This is a genomic window from Jannaschia sp. L-14R (assembly GCF_056857695.1).
The window spans coordinates 210,265-228,463 of record NZ_JBSXNP010000010.1; the positions used below are offsets into that span (position 1 = coordinate 210,265).

The window sequence follows — 18,199 nt, forward strand, 5'->3', positions numbered from 1 at the left end:
TTTATAATTCTGAAATGCAGAACAATGATCGACCACCTCAAACACATGGCCGTCTTCGCCCGCGTGGTCGACAAAGGGTCATTCCGGGCTGCGGCACAGGATATCGGTGTGGCCCCCTCTCGCGTCAGTCAGACGATCACCGATCTGGAGAACCATTTGGGCACGACGCTGCTCTATCGGACAACTCGCAAGCTCGCGCTGACCGGCGAAGGCAGAGCGCTCTATACGCACGTCACCCAGATGTTGCGAAGTGCGGAGGCGGGATTGAACGAAATCAACGCGACCATGCAGGATCCTGTAGGCGCGCTTCGTGTGTCCATCCCGGCGTTCCTGTCTACATCGGATCTTTCGACTGCCATGGCAGCGTTCATCAAGCGGTATCCAAACGTGGCCCTGTCGCTGTTCTATAGTGATCGCAGGGTCGAGATCATCGAGAACGGGCTCGATCTTGCGATAAAAGCGGGGTCGCTTTCGGACAGTGCGATGATGTCCCGCAAGCTGGGCGTCATCCCTCGCGCGCTGGTTGCGGGTGCAGAATATGCCAGCGCCCGCCCGGTGCCCTCACGGCCCGCTGATATGGAGGATTGGGACTGGATCAGATACCAGCAACGGTCCGACACGATAGAACTGACATCCGACAAGGGCGAGACCGAAAGCGTCACGGGGAGATCGCAGATCGAGGTCGACAGCGCCAACGCCCTTTACCACTTCGCCATGCAAGACGTGGGAGCGTCTGTCCTGCCGGAAAACCTGGCGGCGCGGGGCGTAGCATCCGGTTCGCTTGTCCGGCTTCTGCCGAAGTGGCGATTGGGCGACATCGACCTGCATGCGGTCTGGCCTGATTCCTCACGGCGTGAAACGCTGACTTTGCTTTTCGTCCGGTTTCTCGCTGACGCGCTTGGTCGCTAACGACGAAGCAAAGCTGCCTGCACGGCTTCAAGCAACTCCTACCGGAAGTTGGTTGCCGTCTTTCTCAGTCCGGCGCGCGATGAGTTGCTTGATTTCGTTTTTGCTCATGGGAGCAGTCTCATGGCTTCAGATCAGCTCTCGCAACCACCTTGATACAATCAGGCAAGTAATCAAGACGATATAATCTATTTCACTGCGCGGATGAGACTTATCCGCAATCCCAAGACGGATAGTTGCGCGGCCTCTTTGCCGCATCCAAATGGAGAAAGACAATGACGGACACGAAATTCGGCCCCAATGGCTGGACCCCGGAGCGCCTCGGCGACCTCAAGGGCAAGACCTACCTTGTAACGGGGGCCAACGCGGGCGCTGGATTTCAAGCGGCACGAATTCTGCTGAGCAAGGGAGCCAGGGTTGTCATGCTGAACCGGTCGGCCGAGAAGTCGCAAGCGGCAGTCGCGGACCTGAAGACCGAGTTCGGGACAGACGCCGATGTCAGCTTCATTCGCATGGACCTTGCGTCGCTCGCCAGCGTACGCGCAGCTGCGGCAGAGACTTTAAGATCTGTGTCCCGAATCGACGCTCTCATTTGCAACGCCGCCATCGCGCAGGTGCCGACCCAGAAGCTCACCGAGGACGGTTTTGAAAGCCAGCTTGGCACCAACCATTACGGTCATTTCCTGCTATGCGGTATGCTGTTTGACCGTATTGAGGAGTCAACGGGCAGGATCGTCGTTGTCGCCAGCCTCGGCTATAACATGGGGATCAAAACAATCCAGTTCGACGATATGAACTGGGACAAAAATTACAGCGCCAATCCCGTCTACAGCCAAAGCAAGCTCGCGCAGATGATGTTTGCTTATGAGTTACAGGATCGCATCGCATCAACCGGCAAAGGCGTCGAGGTCTACGTCTGCCATCCGGGATCCTCGGCAACGTCGCTGATCACCACCAGCGGCAATTGGCTGACCAAACTGCTCTTCAGGCTCATGACCCTCACTCCTATGGTGCAATCCGCTGAAAAGGGCGCCTACCCCGAGGTGATGTGCGCCACTGAGGACGGGTTGGAACAGCGCGCTCTTTATGGTCCCACGGGCCGGATGGAATTCGTGGGTCCTGTCGGCCGTGGCACACTCAACCCCCATGCCTATGACAAGCCAGTCATGGAAAGGCTGTGGACAGCATCTGAAGAGGCGACCGGCTTCAATTGGGCGTTCTGACTGACGCCGGGTGAGACGTGTTCAATTGAGCCTCGCCGCTGCGAACATTTGCGCGCTCCGATGCTTCGGTGATTTTGGGATCGAAATCAGTTTCGCCACTCATTGGCCATAGCTCTGGATCAAATCGGTGAACGGCAGTTGCCCTCGCCGACATGGTTCAGAAACCGATCTCTTAGGGCTTTATTTATTCAAGTGCTGCGTCAAGAACGTAGGTCCTACTAAGTCTAAGACACATTATGGATTTGCTTGTTAATCGCGTCGACAACGTCGCGGACTTTGACTGCATTTGCGGCATCGGGATGCGGTGCCGCAATGCGTCCGCTATCGTTGTCGAAATAACGGCCCGACGCGTCTGCAAAGTCATCTGAAAGGGCCGCGCGCACCAAAATATCGACCCCGATATTGAGATCGTTACCGGCCGTTCCAAAGCCTTCCTTGACCATTTTTGTGGCCAAAAGCGATCCGGGGTTCACGGCGACAGAGACCGGACCATCCGGATGACGCGCGGCGAAATCCTGGCTCCACATCGTCAGGGCAAGCTTGCTTTGCGCATAGGCCTCCATATCATCCAACCGCCGCTTGCCATCCAGTGCGGCAATATCCACCGGGGCCTGAGCCGCAGATGAAAGGTGTACAAGCCGCCCCGTGCTAGGGAGGATCGGCGTCAAAAGCTCTGAAAGTAGCGCAGGTGCAAATGTGTTGACCACGAAACGCACATCCTGCCCATCCGCCTGCCCATCCGCCGTGTGCGGTTCAGCCAGTTTCAACACTCCTGCGTTGTTGATCACGACGTCAATCTGATCGTGAGACGCTTTGATTTTTTGCACCATGGAAACAACTTGGGACAAGTCCGACAGGTCCGCCTGAACGCTTGTTGCCCCTGAGCCAATTTCCTGCGTCACGGCCTCCAATTTCTCTGCGCTGCGACCATGGACGATCAGGCGGTGGCCTTGTTCCGCCAATTTCAGTGCAGTCGCGCGGCCAATGCCGTCTGTCGCGCCGGTGATCAGAATGGTCTTTGTCATGTTATTCTCCTTCTTGGAACGCGGGCAGGACGTGCTCTGCAAGTTGGGTGAGTGTGGCTTCAATCGAACCGGTGCTGAACCGCAAGTTCAGGGCGACATGATTGACGCCAATGTCTTCGAGTTGCTTCAGATACCGCAAGAGCGGCCGATGACCGGATCGAAAGCCCAGATGTATCGGGCTGGGTGGTTCATCGGGATCAACTGCGACGTCAATATAAAGAGGCTGCAGGACGGGCTTGGGGGTCTGGCCCAGCCGCGCAAGGTTGTGACGCCAATCGTTTAGCACGCGGTTTTGCGCAATACCCGGGCGCGGATAGGTCATCCAGCCGTCGCCGTTTTCGGCAATCCAGTCGGGAGACTGCCGACTTGATCCCGTGATCAGCAGCGGCAGCCTCGATCCCGCAGGCTTTGGCAGCATATCAATCGGGGCCGCAACCCCCCCGAATCCGTTGGCAATCTTTGGAACGCTCTCTCCCATCGCGCGGATATAGTCAAAACTGTCGCGAAACGCCTGCGCGCGACCCTCAAAATTGGCATTCATCGCCGGGTATTCCTCGGGACGATCACCGGAGGCGACGCCAAGGATCAATCGGCCACCGGACAAGACATCGGCCGTGGCTGCGGCCTTGGCCACATGGGCCGGATGGCGCAGGGGCAGGATGATGCTCGACACACCCAAGGCAATATCGGTCGTTTGTCCGGCCAGAAAACCCAGATAGGTGAACGGATCAAACATCTGCCCCGCATCTCTGAAGCTTGGCACGTTGAACGGTACGTCGCGCAACCAAACCGCCTTGAACCCCAGCGTCTCTGCCAGTTTCACGCGATCCACATGACCCGTCATATCCGGCACGGGACTTGCCCCGTATTGCGCAATTGGCACGACAAGACCGAGGCTGAGCCGACCGTTACGGAACGTCGCATCATAGCCGCGATTGATCTGCGGAAAGTGTAAGGTTGTCTCGTCACGCATGTGACTGTCTCCGATGGTTTGCGCTGCCCTTCAAAGGCAGCGCATCTGGTTCAGGCAAGGTCGTCTTGGCCCGCAATCAAATAGTGATGGCTGACGGACCCTTTGGTCCGCTCGGCAAGGTGCGGTGCATAGTCCTCGTCCGCCATAAAGGCCTTTGCAGCTTTCTCGGACGGCCATTCAATAATGATACGCAGCCCCGCCGCTTGGGCGTCACCCTCCATCTGTTCAAAGGTTGCGGTGCGTGCAATGTAGCGTCCGCCATGTGCTGCAACACGTTCGTTTGCTTTCGGAAGGTAATCCGGAATCCAGTCTTTGCTGGTCGGGGTCACGTCGAGTACGGAGTAGTAGATCATAACAGTATTTCTTTCTTTTCAGGGTTAAGATGGCAGTCCGGGAAGAACCTGCTTCCCAATCACGCGCCCGCTTTCCTGCAGCTTGTGTGCTTGTGTCAGAGTTTCCACGGTGAGCGAGTCAGCCCGTTCGGTTACGGTGGATTGCAGCGTTCCTGCGTCGATCATGTCTGAAACGCGATTAAGAAGATCACGTTGCACGGTGATGTCGACCGTCTTAAACATCGAACGCGTGAACATGAATTCCCACGAGATCGTCAGGGCCTTGGGTTTGGCGGGTCCGATATCGAGGTTCCCTGGATCGTCGATCAGCGCGATGTGCCCGCGCGGTGCCATGAGTTCGACAATTGCAGGCCAGTGTTGATCGGTAGCCGTCAACGCCGCGACATAAGTCGGCGTCAGGTCCAGGGCTTTGATCTGCGCGACCATATCGCCGCGATGGTCAATCACATGATCCGCCCCCATCTTGCGAACCCAAGTTTCGGTTTCAGAACGCGATGCCGTTGCGATGACAGTCAGCTTTGTCAAAGTCTTGGCAAGCTGGATCAGGATCGACCCCACGCCACCGGCACCGCCAATCACAAGCAGGCTCTGACCTTCACCAGCATTCTCGGACAGGCGAAAGCTGTCGAACAGCATTTCCCATGCCGTGATGGATGTCAGGGGAAGTCCGGCACTTTCGACGAAGTCGAGTTTAGCGGGTTTCTTCCCAACGATGCGTTCATCAACGGCATGCAGCTCTGAATTGGTCCCTGCGCGGGTCACGTCACCTGCGTAGAAAACATCGTCACCCACGGCATAACGCGACACCTCGGACCCGACTTCGACCACGGTCCCCGCAGCATCGAACCCCAACACACCGGAGACATCTTCCGGCGCGCGGGCCGCACGCAGTTTGACGTCGACGGGGTTGACCGAGATACCTTTGACGGCAACCAGCAGATCGTGTGGGCCAATCTTTGGGGATTGCATGTCTATCATCTGCAACGCGCCATTGCCATCCACGGGGCCAGCATATTTGTAACCGATCGCTTTCATTATTTCTCCAGTGCTTGTTCGAGGGGAGAGATATATCGATAGATATTCGAGATAAACGGCACACATACTGTTTCATAATTCTGATTTTTGATATAATATGGGGTGATGGACCTCGAGGCACTTCGTCTTTTCGTAGCCGTCGCCGAGCGGTTGAACATTACAGCCGCTGGGCGGGTCCTTGGCCTTGCGCCTGCAATGTCGAGCAATCGTTTGGCAAAGCTGGAGAAAGAGTTGGGCGTTGAACTGCTCCACCGCACGACGCGGAAGGTATCGCTCAGTCAGGACGGCGCGGCGTTTCTTCCCTATGCCAGAGACATCATCGCGCAGGCAGAGGCAGGCCGGGCCGCACTGGGGCAGGACACCCTTAGACCAAGCGGCGTTTTGCGATTTGCAGCCCCAAGCAGTTTTGCCCAGCTTCACATCATTCCGCTGCTGCCAGAATTTCAAAACCTTTACCCAGACATAACATTGGACCTTCGGCTCTCCGACACGCGGTTCGATATTATCGACGGAAGTTTTGATCTTGCCCTGCGCAACGCGCCGCTGAAAGACAGCAGCCTGATGGGTCGTAAACTGGCAGATGATACGCGCGTTCTCTGCGCGGCACCCGCCTATCTCGACCGGTTCGGAGTGCCGAATTCGCCCGAGGATCTTTTAGGCCACCGGTTTCTCGCGTGGTCCGATATGGGGCCTCGCGAGATCGTGCATCGAGATGGTCATACTGCCTGCCTCATCCCCGGCGACATGACGACACGAACCGTTTTGGATGATGGCACATCCCAACGTCTTGCAACGAGGAGCGGAATGGGCGTCTCGATAAACTCCCTTTGGAGCGTCGCGCACGACCTTGCTGCAGGCGCGCTGGTGCGGGTCCTGCCTGAGTGGCAATTGAACGATCAGTCGGTGCTCTGGCTAATTTATCCAAGATCAAACGTGCTCACGCCGAAAGTCAGGTGTTTCATGGATTTTCTGGTCGAACGATTGTCGGCGCGGCAACTCATTGGAAAATGAACTTGAGAAGATAAATTTTTTATGCGGATCTCGGAGAGGGCGCGGCAAATTCACAGTCGTCCCGCGATATGAAAATCTGTGCACTGGTCCATATTGTCCCACCCAAACACTGCCGTTTTCCTGCCTTCACCTCGGTGGGCTAGACTGCCCCAATTCGTGTGCAGTATGTGTGCAATATGGCCCACAAAACCGGATCGCGGACCATAGGAGAATTTGGAATGCCCAATGACGCAGCCACTGCGGCAGCGAGATTATCCATTGCCCCTATGATGGATGGTAGCGATTAGGCCCTGATTTCAATTGGTTGCTAGGCGTCGTGTGCAGTACATGTTCATGTTTCGATCGCGTGATTTCGCACTCGGTCGCGGGCATTTCGGTGTGCTGGCAGAGATCGGTTTCGTCGGGGCCGCATAGTGTTTACCGGCGACGAACGATTGATGATGGCTAGTTTGCGGCAAGCAGCCGTTCAAAGTGGGTGTCGTGCAGGGCCGCTTTGCGGACGTTGTGAGCATTCGCTGCGTCTGCGCCAATGGCCGCTGTTTTGGTCAGAAACGCGGCCTGGTACAATTACCCAAGTTCCATTGTCGCTATAGCATGGAACGCTGGGGGGTTAGCTTCGGGCTGCGCGCCTCTAAACATTCTGGCAGTTTCAAAAACCGGTTCGAAACCACAGTTTTTTAGCATTGCAACAAGCCTTGGACTTTGCTTCTGCACGTCAACAAAGACTGGCGCGTCATATTCTGCAAATGGATTTGACGCCAGTAAGACCTGAGCATCGGCTTGCGAGGCGGCGCAAAGAGGGCCGACTTTGGTGCCAGAACTGCAGTGCCGGAAAGTCGCATATCCTTTGATCTCTCCCCCGTCTGTCACAACCACAGTCTGCCGATTTAGCGATCTGGCAAACCATGCCTCTGCAAATGCCGTCCGGTTCATACCGCATACTTTTGCGTCACAGGCGATCAGCGTTTCCATCTCATTTGGTAAAGCGCGTCGGACTCTGGGATCTGGTTCCGCATCAATCCGTCCTTCGAACCGGATAGTGCTGCTGTATTTTATAAAGCCTGACTGTGCATAGTTGTCTTGCTGCTCGGGCACGCCGTCCAAGCCGATGCTGCGCCCTCCTGCGTGGGCAATCCCCTCGCGCCAGACATCTAGACCATGACCTTGGCCACGGAACTGCGGCCTACATAAGTACAGTCCAAGGAACGCAAAACCGGGGTCGTGGTTGACAACGGAAATCGCGGCGGCGCGTTCGCCGCCGACCTCATTTATCAGAAATCCTTGCGGATCGGCTGCAAGAAATGCCTTCGCATCATCCAGACCAGGATTCCATCCTTCATCGCCAGCCCAACCGAGGACCTCTTGCAAATCTCCAAGGGTCATCGTGCGGATCGTCATGAGGAAAGCGCATCTTTGAGAGACACTGTGCACGCATTGCGCTCTCGCAGATCAAGCGCTGAGTGCAGATCAACCAGATGGCTGCGCATCAACTCCTCCGCCTGCTTTTCATTGTGATCGGCCAGGGCCTGCACCAAGGCGTGATGTGCGTGTTTTTCGCAAAGGGCGCTTTCGCGTCGCCAGTAGAGCGCAATAATCAGCGAAGACCTTGCAATGAGCGCCTCGATGAATCCGGCAATTGTTGCCTGCTGTGCAATGCGCGCGATTTCGGTGTGAAAAAGACCAGAAAGGTAGAGCGCTCGGCCGGGATCATTTGCGTCAAGTGCCGCATGTTCATCGTTGATATGCCGCTCTAACATCGCAATATCCGCAGGCGATGCACGTTTGGCGGCACTTTGTGCAGTACAAGGCTCCAGCAGTTCTCGCGCTTCGAAAACTTCATGGGCCTCCATCGTAGAGGGGGATGCAACGGACGCCCCTTTGTTGCGTTTGATATCAACAAGCTTGATGTGCGAGAGGGTCTGCAAAGACGCGCGTACCACCGTGCGCGATACCCCGTAGATCTCGGATAGCTCATCCTCGCCCAACTTCGTGCCAGGCGCGATCCTGTGTTCGTGGATGGCGAGCGACAGCGCCTGCGCGATGCTATCGCTGGTCGCAGGCGGCATTGATATCGAATCTGCGGCTCGGGTCATATTTTTCCTTCCGCATCCCACATGGCAGAGCCCTTCATCTGCCTCAAGGTTCTCACACACGCGAAACTGAATCAAATATTGTATACAATAATGTGTTCAATGTTTAACCACAAGAAGAACAAAGCGCGGAAATTTTAAGCAGAACCGCTTTGGGCGTTCTGAAATGCACCCACCGAAATTGCGTCGGAACATGCCTGCAGACTTCACTGGCTCATCGCTCCGGGGGAAGTATGACCGCACCGATCAAAGAAATCGAATTGATATCTGTGACAAAGCGTTACGGCGCAACGGTTGCCGTGGATGCAATCAACCACAAGTTCCAGCCGGGCGGATACGCCTGTCTTCTGGGGCCTTCGGGCTGTGGCAAATCCTCGACCCTTCGAATGATCGCTGGCCATGAGGCCGTTTCAGAGGGGTCCATCCTGCTAGGGGGCGCCGACATCTCTGATCTGCCGCCGGCCAAGCGCGGCACGGCCATGATGTTTCAGAACTATGCATTGTTTCCGCATCTGAGCGTTGCCGACAACGTGGCCTTCAGCCTCAAGATGCGTGGTGACAACAGGGCGGACCGGTTGAAGAGGGCCGGCGAAATGCTGGAACTGGTGGACCTTAGCGCCCTCAGCGACCGGTTGCCGGATCAGCTTTCCGGCGGTCAGCAGCAGCGCGTGGCCCTTGCGCGCGCCTTGATCACGCGGCCACAGGTACTGCTGTTGGATGAACCGCTGTCCGCGCTTGACCCGTTCCTGCGCATCCGCATGCGGGGTGAGTTGCGCAAGTTGCAGCGGGAATTGGGGATCAGCTTTGTACATGTGACCCACGGACAGGACGAGGCACTGGCCCTCGCGGATGAGATCGTCGTCATGAACAACGCAGTCATTGAGCAGGCAGGCAGTGCGCGCGACGTGTTCAACGCGCCGACCACTGCGTTCGTCGCTCAATTCATCGGCGGGCATAACGTGATCGCGCTCCCCGAGGGGCGCTTTGCCATCCGCACAGATGCCGTCGGCGTTTTGCAAAGTCAGACAGGAAAGTTGCGAGGCAACATATCAGCGGTCGAATATCAGGGCACGCATGTTTCGGTTTCGGCGCGGATCGCCGGGGATCAGGAAATCAGCGCGCTGATCCCGGAAGGCACTTTCTTCAATAATCCATTCAACCCGGGCGATCAGGTCGGTGTGATCTGGGATGACGCAAATCTGCACAAACTTACGGCCTAGAATTCATCTGACATGGAGAGAAAAGACATGACCAAAGTATCAAGACGGAATGTTCTTAAAGGTGGTGCCGCCTTTGCCGCGGGAACAACGCTCGGCGCGCCAATGATCTGGGCGCAGAACATCAAGGACGTGACACTGCGCCAGTTCGGCACAGGCGTGTCGAACCTCAATGATGTTGCCAACAAAGTGAAAGAAGACCTCGGCTTCACGCTTGAGATGACCGCACTGGATTCTGATAGTGTGACGCAACGTGCGGCCACCCAGCCAAATAGCTTTGACATAGCGGACATTGAATACTGGATTGTCAAAAAGGTCTGGCCCTCGGGCAACCTGCAGGCGATGGACACGTCCAAGATCAAGAACTACGACAAGATCGTCGGTATTTTCCGCAATGGCAAATTGACCCCCGAAAGCATCATCGCCCAAGGCACCGCTCCCCATACGGTCGGGTTTGTCGAAGGGCCGGAAGGCAAAAGTTTCGTGGACAACGAGTCCGGATGGATGACGCTGATCCCGACGATTTACAACGCTGACACTCTGGGCATCCGGCCTGACCTGATTGGGCGTCCTATCAACAACTGGTCAGAACTCCTGAATCCCGAATTCAAGGGCAAAGCGTCGATACTCGACATTTCCTCTATTGGAATCATGGACATGGCAATGGTTGTGGAATCCATGGGCGAGTATAAATACCCCGACAAAGGCAACATGACCCGTGAGGAGATCGACCTGACGATCGGCATCTTTACCGAGGCCAAGAAGAACGGTCAGTTCCGCGCCTTCTGGAAATCCTTCGATGAAAGCGTGAACCTGATGGCGTCCGGCGAGGTCGTGATCCAGTCCATGTGGTCGCCCGCCATCACCGCCGTAAAAGCCAAGGGTGTACCGAGCGTATACCAGCCGCTCGAAGAAGGCTATCGTTCCTGGGGTGGCGGTCTCGGCCTGTCCGCAGCGCTGACCGGCCTCGAACGTGACGCGGCCTATGAATACATCAACTGGTATCTCGACGGCTGGGTCGGCGGCTATCTGATGCGGCAGGGTTACTATTCGGCAGTGCCGGAAACGTCCAAGAACTTCATGTCCGAAAACGAATGGGGCTACTGGTTCGAAGGCAAGGAAGCCACCGACATCATCACCTCTCCCACCGGCGACGCGCTGGCCAAGGCGGGCGAAACCCGCGATGGCGGCTCCTTCGAGGAACGCATGGGTGCCGTTGCGGCGTGGAACTCGGTCATGGACGAAAACCAGTACATGGTCCGCAAGTGGAACGAATTCATCTCGGCCTGATGATCAAGGGGGCGGGCGCGCTTGCGCCCGTCCTACCCCTCCCGAAAGTCTGTAATGTGCTGAAGAACAATACCTTTGTGGGATGGCTCATGGCTCTGCCGATCATGGCGGTGCTGATGTTTTTTCTGGTTTTGCCGATCGTGATGATCATCATGGTCAGCTTTTGGCAGGCCACGGAATTTTCGATCATCCCGGCATTTGACCTTGAGAATTACGAGTTCCTCTTTGGATCAAACGTCACCTACCGGGTCTTTTTCAACACGTTCAAATATGCGTTCATAACGTGGGTCTTCACCCTCGGCATCGGCTTTACCGTTGCCTATTTCCTCGCCTTTCATGTGCGCAGCCTGACCTGGCAGATCGTCCTGTTTCTGCTGTGCACCATCCCGTTCTGGACATCCAATATCATTCGCATGATCTCTTGGATTCCGTTTTTGGGCCGCAATGGCATCGCCAATTCGACGCTGATCTCGTGGGGGGTGATTGACGAACCACTGGACTGGCTGCTGTTCAGCGACTTTGCGGTGATCCTGGCTTTTGTGCATCTTTACACGCTGTTTATGGTGGTCCCGATTTTCAACACCATGATGCGCATCGACAAATCGCTGATCGAAGCGGCGCGCGATGCGGGTGCATCCGGCGCGCAGATTTTGTGGAACGTCATAATTCCACTGACAAAACCGGGCATCATGATCGGCACGATCTTTGTCGTCACGCTGGTGATGGGGGATTTCATCACCGTACGGTTCATGTCCGGGTCCCAGTCGGCCAATGTGGGTCGGCTCATCTCCAATGACATCGCGCTTCTGGCCTATCCATCTGCATCCGCCACCGCTGTGATCCTTCTGCTGACTGTGCTAATCGTGATCAGCGTCCTGCTGCGGTTCGTTGATATCAGGAAGGAGCTCTGACATGGAGCCGCGCCCCAGGTCCTTTTATGCCCTGAGCGCCTTTTTCGCGCTGTTTCTGCTGTTCCTTTACGGGCCGACGATCACCATCGCAGTCCTGTCGTTCCAAGGGCCAGGTGGCGGGCTGACCTTCCCGATGCGGGGCACCTCGCTGCACTGGTTCCGCAATCTGTTCGAACAGCAGGCTGTGGGCGACATTTGGGGCAGCTTCCGCCGGAGCTTTGCGCTGGGACTGATGGTGATGGTGACTACGGTAGTCCTGTCGGTCATGGGTGGGCTGGCGTTTCGGAAGAAATTCAGAGGCTCCGGCATTCTGTTTTATCTGATCATAACCTCGCTTGTGATCCCGTCCATCCTGATCTCGCTTGGCGTCGGGCTGATCTTCTCCCAATCAGGGCTTAATGTGCATTGGGCCTCCTCTGGATTCGGATCACAGCTTACATGGACGCTTCCCTTCGGCTTGCTGATCATGTTCGCAGTCTTCAACCGTTTCGACAAAAGCTATGAGGAAGCAGCCCGTGATCAGGGCGCAACCTCATGGCAGACTCTACGCCATGTGGTCCTGCCGATCATCGGGCCATCACTGATTGGTGTTGCCCTTTTCGGCTTCACTCTCAGCTACGACGAGTTTGCGCGTACGTTGCTGACCGCGGGCAGCTATAACACATTGCCGCTGGAAATCTTCGGGATGACAACCAATGTCACCACACCAGTTCTATATGCTTTAGGCACCCTCACGACGGTTTTCTCGCTGCTGGTGATCGGCTTGTTCCTATGCCTTGCGCTATGGAGCACACGCCGCAAGGCCCGCGCAGGGTCAGATGCAGGCAAGGGGATGCTGTGATCGTTCTCATCAATCCGAATAGTACGGTTTCGATGACTGACGCGATGCTGCGCACCGCGCAGGAAACTGTTCCTACGGCCGAGTTTGAAGGGTGGACATCCCATGAAGGTCCTCCCGCAATTCAAGGGGTGGAGGACGGCCAACTGGCAGAAAGGCCGCTGTTGGAACTGGTGTCGAAAGCCTCTGACCGAGGCGCGTCTGCGATCATCATCGGTTGCTTTGACGACACGGCTCTTGATGCAGCGCGTGATCTTGCGCAGTGTCCGGTGATTGGCATCGGCCAAGCAGCCTATCATCTTGCAGCCGTTGCTGGCGGACGTTTCTCTGTTGTCACAACGCTGGATATTTCCGTGCCCATTCTGGAGGCTAATATTAGCTCCTACGGTTTAGCAGGCCACCTCGGCAAGGTGCGGGCAAGCGGCGTTCCAGTTTTGGCACTTGAGCAGGACGCCCATGCGGCTAGCGATCAAGTCGTCGCAGAGATTGATAAAGCAGTACGCGAAGACGGCATCCGATCCGTCGTGCTTGGTTGCGGTGGCATGGTGGATATTCAGCAAAGAAGTGCATACTCTTCCGAAATTCGTCTGATAGACGGTGTCCGCGCGGCAGCTATTTTTGCAAACGAAGTGTGATGGGCCAGACTAATGTAATTCAACATATTTCCGGAAGCATTTGAACCCCGGTACTCCAAAAGCAGCCATCCATGCATCACGCGGCATTCGGTACTATGGGCTCTTCCGACACCTTCGCTGCGGTCAGTCGGAATGTCCGCTCCCGCAAACGTTGAATGACTTTGCCGAAGCCACCCATGGAGGATCGGCTCGACTACGTCGCAACTTCAGGCGGGTAGGGGGTGCCTATGTGCGATCCATGTGCAATGCGATCCGCCAAGAGACTTACGTTTTCTCAGATACTTAGCCCTGATCGGTATCCAGAGACTTCGATGGGTCTGGTTTCTTGCGGTTCGCCCTCGATCCCGTTTTCCGCGCTGCTGCGAACCCGCGGTCCGTGGCCATGAAGCGGGCAAGCATTGGGGCGACGAGGCGGGCGGGCTCAAGGTCCTGGCCGGTCTGATGGCCCAGGACAGCCGCGTAGTCGCAGAGGTCGCGGTGCACATCGGCGGGAAGTTCCACGGTCAGCTTGACCGGTTTGTCGTCATGGATCGGACCAAGCTTCAGCTTCGTCATCGGACTTCTCCCAAGGGCTCGAGGATCAGGTCGCGGGTGACCATGACGCGGACGGGGAAGCCCGGGCGGATGGTCAGTGTCGGCGGGACGGCGAGCTGCTGCCGGACGATCTCGTCTCCGGTCCGTCCGATCGTGTCTTGCGCGGCCTCGCGGATGGCGCGGGCGACGTCATCCTCGCTGTCGGCCCCGCTTTCCAGGCCGAGGTTCAGGATCGTGGCGAGGCCTGCGGCGAGAAAGACGCGACCCCAATGATAGTTGACCCGGTCCTGCAGGCCGGACGCGCCTGTTCCGTCCGTGCCGGGCGCGCGTTCCAGCACAATGGAGCGACCATCCGGAAGGATGAGGCGGGTCCAGACGAGGAGCAGGCGGCTTTGCCCGGACGCGATGCGGCTGTCGTATTCTCCCAGAAGCCGAGCCCCTTGCGGGATCAGCAGGTATCGCCCGGAGGGGCTGTCATAGACGTCTCCAGTCACCTGGGCCGAGATCTGGCCGGGTAGGTCGGAGCGCAGGCCGGTGATCAGGGCGGCCGGGATCACCGTTCCGGCCTGCAGGATGTAGGGGCTGGGCGGCGGCGTCATGCGCTGCGCACTGACGGTGTCCGTGTTTCCGGGACGGGTAAGGAACGCCTCCCGGTTTGAGACCGGATCGTTTGCCGTAGGGCTGCCCAATGTGGAGGGGAAGAGCGCGCCGGTTGCGGGGGGCGTCGGTGTGGCCTGTGCTCCGCCGCGCGGCACGGTTTGCGCCTCGGCGAAAAGGGCGCTCAGCCGGGCGGCGTCGAGTTCCTGAAAGCGCCGTTGTTCCTCGGGATCGACTGTGGGGGCCAATGGACCGGAAAGGGGCGGTGCCGGGACCGGCTGGCCGCGATCTTGCGCCCCAAGGATGGCGCGGCCCAACTCTCCGGGCAAGGGTGGGCCGAGACGCGGGACATCGGCGTAGTCCCGAGGCAATGTGGACAGCCCTTCGGCTGCCTGAATGCGTTCGGTAGAAAAGAGCTCGGTCTGGGTGCCCTCCTGCCGGTTGTCTTGCAGGGCCACGATCAGGATTGCGCCAAGGCCAAGTCCGCCGATGGCGGTGGCAAGGGCGATGGCCCGGCGGGACAGGCGCATGACACGGGGCGGATCGGGCCGGAGACGGAGCTCCTGGGCGATGTCTTCCTCGGTCCGTGGCGGCTCTTGCATATCAGGGGTTTGTGTCATCGCTCCACCTCTGGCTGGGGCGCGCGCGGCGGGCGCTGGTCGCCATCCGTCCGTACGATCCGCACGACCTGCTGTTGTCTTTCTCCGAGACGCAGTTCTGCGGCCCCGAAGAGCCGGTCTACGATCAGCACATTGCCGAGCACGCGGGTGTTGATGATCTGGCCACGCCCATCCGCGCCGATCACGAAGAGCGGGGGCATTTCGCCTTGGGCGATGCCGGGTGGGAAGACGACATAGACACGCCGTCCATCGTCGAAGACCGAGACCGGCCGCCAGGGCGGCGTGTCGCCCTGCAGGCCATAGCGGTAGTGCCGTTCTGCCTCGGGCGGGATTGCCGGACGCCGGAGGATCGGGGCGCGGGGCGTGGATCGCACTTCCGGGTAGGCCCATGCAACGCTGGGCATCCAGGTTTCTTCGTCCGCGTGCAATTCGATGTGATAGGTGCGCCGGTCGGTATTGACGACGAGGTTGGTGGCGATGTCGGGGCGCGTGGGCTTGACGAGGATATGGACGCGCTCGGTGCGGCCCGACCCGCTGGTGGTGTCATCGCAGTCAGCGTGGCGGCGATGGGACGCCGCGGATCTGACAGAAAGGCCGCGACGCCTGCCAGTGTCTTGTCCTTCTCGGCATAGAGAACATGCAGGATCGCGCCGACCAGAAGGGAATGGCTGGTCTTCTCCCAATGGTTCCGCCGCTCGAGCTGGCCTTCGGGATCGACGAGGATATCCGCAATGTTTTACACGTCCCGCACCTCGCGCTCGCCGCGACGGACCTCGAGCAGCGGATTGTAGGCGGCGCTGGCCACATTGGTTGGATCGAAGAGCAGGACACGCCCGAACCGCGCCCGCCATCCGGACGTCAGCTGCCAGTTCTCGCCCTTGATGTCGTGGACAATCGCGGAGCCGGGCCAGGTCAGCAGGCTTGGGATGACGAGACCGACGCCCTTGCCGGAGCGGGTGGGGGCGAAGCACAGCACGTGTTCCGGGCCGTCATGCCGGAGGTAGCGCTTGTTGAGACGACCCAGCACGACCCCGTCTTCCGCGAACAGCCCGGCGGCGGTGATATCCTTGGGGTTTGCCCATCTGGCAGAGCCATAGGTCGTGACGTCGCTCGCCTCGCGCGCCCGCAGGACCGACAGCAAGATGGCGACGGCAATGGCGGCGATCCCGCCTGCGCCGGCGATCGCGGCCCCTTCCATGAAGACGCGCGGCGCGTAGGCGTCGTACCAGTACCACCAAGTGAAGACCTGCCACGGGCGGTAGATCGGCAGGCCGAACAGGGTGGTCAGAGGCGCGCCAAGCTGGGGTTGGAACCCGAGACGAAACGCGACCCATTGCGTGGCTGCCCAGACAAAGAGTAGCGCCACGATGCTGACGATGATGATCTGGCCCCAGAGGATCTTGGTGGCCGATGACGTGTCCTGACGTCTCATGGTGATGTCCTTTCTGCTCAGAGGATCAGCCCGCGCTTGCGCCCGAGGCTCCAATCGATCCCGCCGCCGGGCGTCATCGTGCCTGTGACGGTCTGGCCGAAATGACGTTCGAGTTGCGGGGTCCAGGGTACGAGCGAGAATCCGAGGCCATCGTCGATCATTGCGAAGCGGCCCGATGCGAGATCGAGGCGTCGGCGGAACGTGCCGGCGACGGGCTCGCCCTCGCTCGGCTTGTAACGGGGGAGGCCGGTTTGCGCGGTGAGGTCTTGGGCGATGCCGTCCAGTTCCCGGTTGCGCAGGGTTGCCAGCAGATCGCGGATGAAGGTCACGCGCTGGCCTTGCCTTTGGGCGAGCCCTTGGGCGACGAGATGATCCTTTCGCCTCTCCAACGCGTGGCGAACCTCCGCGCCAAAACCGGCATCGCTCAACGGGCCGCGGTCGCGGGCGAGGTGGAGGCAGTCGAGCCAGGTGGCGCCATCGGACTCGACTTGGGCAGCAAGCGACAGATCGGATCTACCGACAAGTGACAGCAACGATTTCCCGTCCGTCTTCCCTGTCCAGAGGCGGGTTTCGACGATACCACCCTGCGGCGTGTCGCCGGTCGCATCGAGATCCCTAAAGCGCAGGTGATGAACGCGACCGTCAACGCCATCGATGATCGCATAACCGGTGCCGGCGTGGTCGTCATGAAAGCCGCGTTCCACGAGCCGCCCGAGGATCGGCGCGGTGGGCGTGCCTTCGATGGCGAAATCACCCGCTGCGCGGTCGCGGTCGGCGCCCATGGCCCGGTGCATCCTCTTGATAATGTCGCCGCGCATCCCTAGCTCGCGCAAGGTGTCTTCCGCATTCGGTTTCAACTCCCAGACGGCAGGGGCGATTTGTTCGGCGAGTCCGAGCCTCTCCATTGTCTGGGCGCGGCCGATCATCAAGCGGCGGAGCTCCGGATCGCGGGGCTCCGGCGTCCCGCGGCGCAGGTCGGCGATGCCGGCATGATCGTCCGCCAGCGATCGCAGGCCGCGGTCGAGATCGGTCCAGCGCTCCGCCGTGACCTGCGTTTCGAGCGCTTGGGAAATCTCCCGTTCGCTGCGGGGTCCCAGTTCCAGTTGTACGAGGTCTTCCGCGCGCGCTCGCAGCCCCCGGCTGATGTAGTCACGCGAGATGACGAGATCACGGCCATCGTCGGCCTTTCCACGCACCAAAATGTGGATATGCGGATTGTCGGTGTTCCAGTGATCGACGGCGACCCAGTCCAATCCGGTTCCGAGATCCCGCTCCGCGCGGGCCATCAGATCCCGGGTGAAGGCGCGCAGGTCCTCCAAGTCGCCCGCGTCTTCCGGCGAGACGATGAACCGGAAGTGATGCCGGTCGTCTTCGCAGCGCGCCGCAAATCCGCCCCGGTCGAGATCATCGCGTTCAGACCCGAACAAGTCGGCGTCGCGCCCGTCTTGACCGACGCCATCGCGCTGCAGGTAGCCGAGATGCTTGGCCATGGGCGCGGAGCGAAAGCGC

General features: G+C 58.6%; 17 protein-coding genes and 2 pseudogenes. 8 read left to right on the forward strand and 11 right to left on the reverse strand.

The window, feature by feature from the left end:
• Positions 1 to 24 precede the first annotated feature (24 nt).
• Positions 25 to 909, forward strand: a complete 885-nt coding sequence (locus AC13C2_RS09380; protein ID WP_482886648.1) for a LysR family transcriptional regulator — start codon at positions 25 to 27, stop codon at positions 907 to 909.
• A 272-nt stretch (positions 910 to 1,181) separates the two neighbouring features.
• Positions 1,182 to 2,129 (forward strand): SDR family oxidoreductase, encoded by a 948-nt coding sequence (locus AC13C2_RS09385; RefSeq protein WP_482886649.1) that lies wholly within the window; start codon positions 1,182 to 1,184, stop codon positions 2,127 to 2,129.
• A 224-nt stretch (positions 2,130 to 2,353) separates the two neighbouring features.
• Here the strand turns inward: AC13C2_RS09385 and AC13C2_RS09390 are convergent, their stop codons facing one another.
• The 4 genes from AC13C2_RS09390 to AC13C2_RS09405 are packed head-to-tail and all read right to left on the reverse strand — an operon-like array spanning position 2,354 to position 5,515.
• Complete coding sequence (locus tag AC13C2_RS09390) at positions 2,354 to 3,154, reverse strand: SDR family NAD(P)-dependent oxidoreductase (RefSeq protein ID WP_482886650.1); 801 nt, start codon at positions 3,152 to 3,154, stop codon at positions 2,354 to 2,356.
• 1 nt (position 3,155) lies between these two features.
• On the reverse strand, positions 3,156 to 4,127 hold the full coding sequence (locus AC13C2_RS09395; RefSeq protein ID WP_482886651.1) for an LLM class oxidoreductase: 972 nt from the start codon (positions 4,125 to 4,127) through the stop codon (positions 3,156 to 3,158).
• 50 nt (positions 4,128 to 4,177) lie between these two features.
• Complete coding sequence (locus AC13C2_RS09400; RefSeq protein ID WP_482886652.1) at positions 4,178 to 4,480, reverse strand: DUF1330 domain-containing protein; 303 nt, start codon at positions 4,478 to 4,480, stop codon at positions 4,178 to 4,180.
• A 24-nt stretch (positions 4,481 to 4,504) separates the two neighbouring features.
• Positions 4,505 to 5,515: a zinc-binding alcohol dehydrogenase family protein gene (locus AC13C2_RS09405; protein ID WP_482886653.1), complete on the reverse strand. Its 1,011-nt coding sequence runs from the start codon at positions 5,513 to 5,515 to the stop codon at positions 4,505 to 4,507.
• Positions 5,516 to 5,620: 105 nt separating this feature from the next.
• Between AC13C2_RS09405 and AC13C2_RS09410 the strand changes: the two genes are divergently transcribed.
• A complete protein-coding gene (locus AC13C2_RS09410; protein ID WP_482886654.1) occupies positions 5,621 to 6,526 on the forward strand; it encodes a LysR family transcriptional regulator in 906 nt (301 codons plus the stop codon).
• A 567-nt stretch (positions 6,527 to 7,093) separates the two neighbouring features.
• Here AC13C2_RS09410 and AC13C2_RS09415 read toward each other — a convergent pair.
• Together AC13C2_RS09415 and AC13C2_RS09420 are read right to left on the reverse strand one after the other, a co-directional pair.
• Positions 7,094 to 7,924, reverse strand: a complete 831-nt coding sequence (locus AC13C2_RS09415; RefSeq protein ID WP_482886655.1) for a GNAT family N-acetyltransferase — start codon at positions 7,922 to 7,924, stop codon at positions 7,094 to 7,096.
• A complete protein-coding gene (locus AC13C2_RS09420; protein ID WP_482886656.1) occupies positions 7,921 to 8,619 on the reverse strand; it encodes a GntR family transcriptional regulator in 699 nt (232 codons plus the stop codon). The genes AC13C2_RS09415 and AC13C2_RS09420 overlap by 4 nt, the downstream gene beginning before the upstream one ends.
• A gap of 230 nt (positions 8,620 to 8,849) precedes the next feature.
• Here AC13C2_RS09420 and AC13C2_RS09425 point away from each other — a divergent pair, with 230 nt between their 5' ends.
• The 5 genes from AC13C2_RS09425 (at position 8,850) to AC13C2_RS09445 (ending at position 13,507) form a co-directional block, all read left to right on the forward strand.
• Positions 8,850 to 9,836 carry an ABC transporter ATP-binding protein gene (locus AC13C2_RS09425; RefSeq protein WP_482886657.1) on the forward strand — a complete coding sequence of 329 codons (987 nt, stop codon included), beginning with the start codon at positions 8,850 to 8,852 and terminating at the stop codon, positions 9,834 to 9,836.
• 27 nt (positions 9,837 to 9,863) lie between these two features.
• Complete coding sequence (locus AC13C2_RS09430) at positions 9,864 to 11,123, forward strand: ABC transporter substrate-binding protein (RefSeq protein WP_482886658.1); 1,260 nt, start codon at positions 9,864 to 9,866, stop codon at positions 11,121 to 11,123.
• Between the two features lie 89 nt (positions 11,124 to 11,212).
• Complete coding sequence (locus AC13C2_RS09435) at positions 11,213 to 12,034, forward strand: ABC transporter permease (RefSeq protein WP_482887002.1); 822 nt, start codon at positions 11,213 to 11,215, stop codon at positions 12,032 to 12,034.
• A 1-nt stretch (position 12,035) separates the two neighbouring features.
• On the forward strand, positions 12,036 to 12,875 hold the full coding sequence (locus tag AC13C2_RS09440) for an ABC transporter permease (RefSeq protein ID WP_482886659.1): 840 nt from the start codon (positions 12,036 to 12,038) through the stop codon (positions 12,873 to 12,875).
• Positions 12,872 to 13,507: an aspartate/glutamate racemase family protein gene (locus AC13C2_RS09445; RefSeq protein ID WP_482886660.1), complete on the forward strand. Its 636-nt coding sequence runs from the start codon at positions 12,872 to 12,874 to the stop codon at positions 13,505 to 13,507. Before AC13C2_RS09440 ends, AC13C2_RS09445 begins: the two co-directional genes overlap by 4 nt.
• 282 nt (positions 13,508 to 13,789) lie before the next feature.
• Here AC13C2_RS09445 and AC13C2_RS09450 read toward each other — a convergent pair whose 3' ends face one another.
• The 5 genes and pseudogenes from AC13C2_RS09450 to AC13C2_RS09470 form a co-directional block, all read right to left on the reverse strand.
• Positions 13,790 to 14,062: a DUF2274 domain-containing protein gene (locus AC13C2_RS09450; RefSeq protein ID WP_482886661.1), complete on the reverse strand. Its 273-nt coding sequence runs from the start codon at positions 14,060 to 14,062 to the stop codon at positions 13,790 to 13,792.
• Positions 14,059 to 15,258 carry a TraB/TrbI/VirB10 family type IV secretion system protein gene (locus tag AC13C2_RS09455; protein ID WP_482886662.1) on the reverse strand — a complete coding sequence of 400 codons (1,200 nt, stop codon included), beginning with the start codon at positions 15,256 to 15,258 and terminating at the stop codon, positions 14,059 to 14,061. Before AC13C2_RS09455 ends, AC13C2_RS09450 begins: the two co-directional genes overlap by 4 nt.
• Positions 15,255 to 15,803 (reverse strand): annotated as a pseudogene (locus AC13C2_RS09460) (TrbG/VirB9 family P-type conjugative transfer protein); the annotation flags it as partial. The gene AC13C2_RS09455 and the pseudogene AC13C2_RS09460, both read right to left, overlap by 4 nt.
• Positions 15,752 to 16,690: pseudogene (locus AC13C2_RS09465) on the reverse strand (type IV secretory system conjugative DNA transfer family protein); the annotation flags it as partial. The pseudogenes AC13C2_RS09465 and AC13C2_RS09460, both read right to left, overlap by 52 nt.
• A gap of 17 nt (positions 16,691 to 16,707) precedes the next feature.
• Entirely contained in the window at positions 16,708 to 18,180 is a 1,473-nt protein-coding gene (locus AC13C2_RS09470) for a relaxase/mobilization nuclease domain-containing protein (protein ID WP_482886663.1), read from the reverse strand.
• Positions 18,181 to 18,199: the final 19 nt, after the last annotated feature.

What these genes read in the sequence shown, in the direction of transcription:
- AC13C2_RS09385 (WP_482886649.1), top strand. Translation starts at nt 1,182, where the DNA reads ATGACGGACACGAAATTCGGCCCCAATGGCTGGACCCCGGAGCGCCTC.
- AC13C2_RS09390 (WP_482886650.1), bottom strand. Translation starts at nt 3,154, where the DNA reads ATGACAAAGACCATTCTGATCACCGGCGCGACAGACGGCATTGGCCGC.
- AC13C2_RS09440 (WP_482886659.1), top strand. Translation starts at nt 12,036, where the DNA reads ATGGAGCCGCGCCCCAGGTCCTTTTATGCCCTGAGCGCCTTTTTCGCG.
- AC13C2_RS09395 (WP_482886651.1), bottom strand. Translation starts at nt 4,127, where the DNA reads ATGCGTGACGAGACAACCTTACACTTTCCGCAGATCAATCGCGGCTAT.
- AC13C2_RS09455 (WP_482886662.1), bottom strand. Translation starts at nt 15,258, where the DNA reads ATGACACAAACCCCTGATATGCAAGAGCCGCCACGGACCGAGGAAGAC.
- AC13C2_RS09450 (WP_482886661.1), bottom strand. Translation starts at nt 14,062, where the DNA reads ATGACGAAGCTGAAGCTTGGTCCGATCCATGACGACAAACCGGTCAAG.
- AC13C2_RS09420 (WP_482886656.1), bottom strand. Translation starts at nt 8,619, where the DNA reads ATGACCCGAGCCGCAGATTCGATATCAATGCCGCCTGCGACCAGCGAT.
- AC13C2_RS09435 (WP_482887002.1), top strand. Translation starts at nt 11,213, where the DNA reads ATGGCTCTGCCGATCATGGCGGTGCTGATGTTTTTTCTGGTTTTGCCG.
- AC13C2_RS09405 (WP_482886653.1), bottom strand. Translation starts at nt 5,515, where the DNA reads ATGAAAGCGATCGGTTACAAATATGCTGGCCCCGTGGATGGCAATGGC.
- AC13C2_RS09470 (WP_482886663.1), bottom strand. Translation starts at nt 18,180, where the DNA reads ATGGCCAAGCATCTCGGCTACCTGCAGCGCGATGGCGTCGGTCAAGAC.
- AC13C2_RS09400 (WP_482886652.1), bottom strand. Translation starts at nt 4,480, where the DNA reads ATGATCTACTACTCCGTACTCGACGTGACCCCGACCAGCAAAGACTGG.
- AC13C2_RS09425 (WP_482886657.1), top strand. Translation starts at nt 8,850, where the DNA reads ATGACCGCACCGATCAAAGAAATCGAATTGATATCTGTGACAAAGCGT.
- AC13C2_RS09430 (WP_482886658.1), top strand. Translation starts at nt 9,864, where the DNA reads ATGACCAAAGTATCAAGACGGAATGTTCTTAAAGGTGGTGCCGCCTTT.
- AC13C2_RS09410 (WP_482886654.1), top strand. Translation starts at nt 5,621, where the DNA reads ATGGACCTCGAGGCACTTCGTCTTTTCGTAGCCGTCGCCGAGCGGTTG.
- AC13C2_RS09415 (WP_482886655.1), bottom strand. Translation starts at nt 7,924, where the DNA reads ATGACGATCCGCACGATGACCCTTGGAGATTTGCAAGAGGTCCTCGGT.
- AC13C2_RS09380 (WP_482886648.1), top strand. Translation starts at nt 25, where the DNA reads ATGATCGACCACCTCAAACACATGGCCGTCTTCGCCCGCGTGGTCGAC.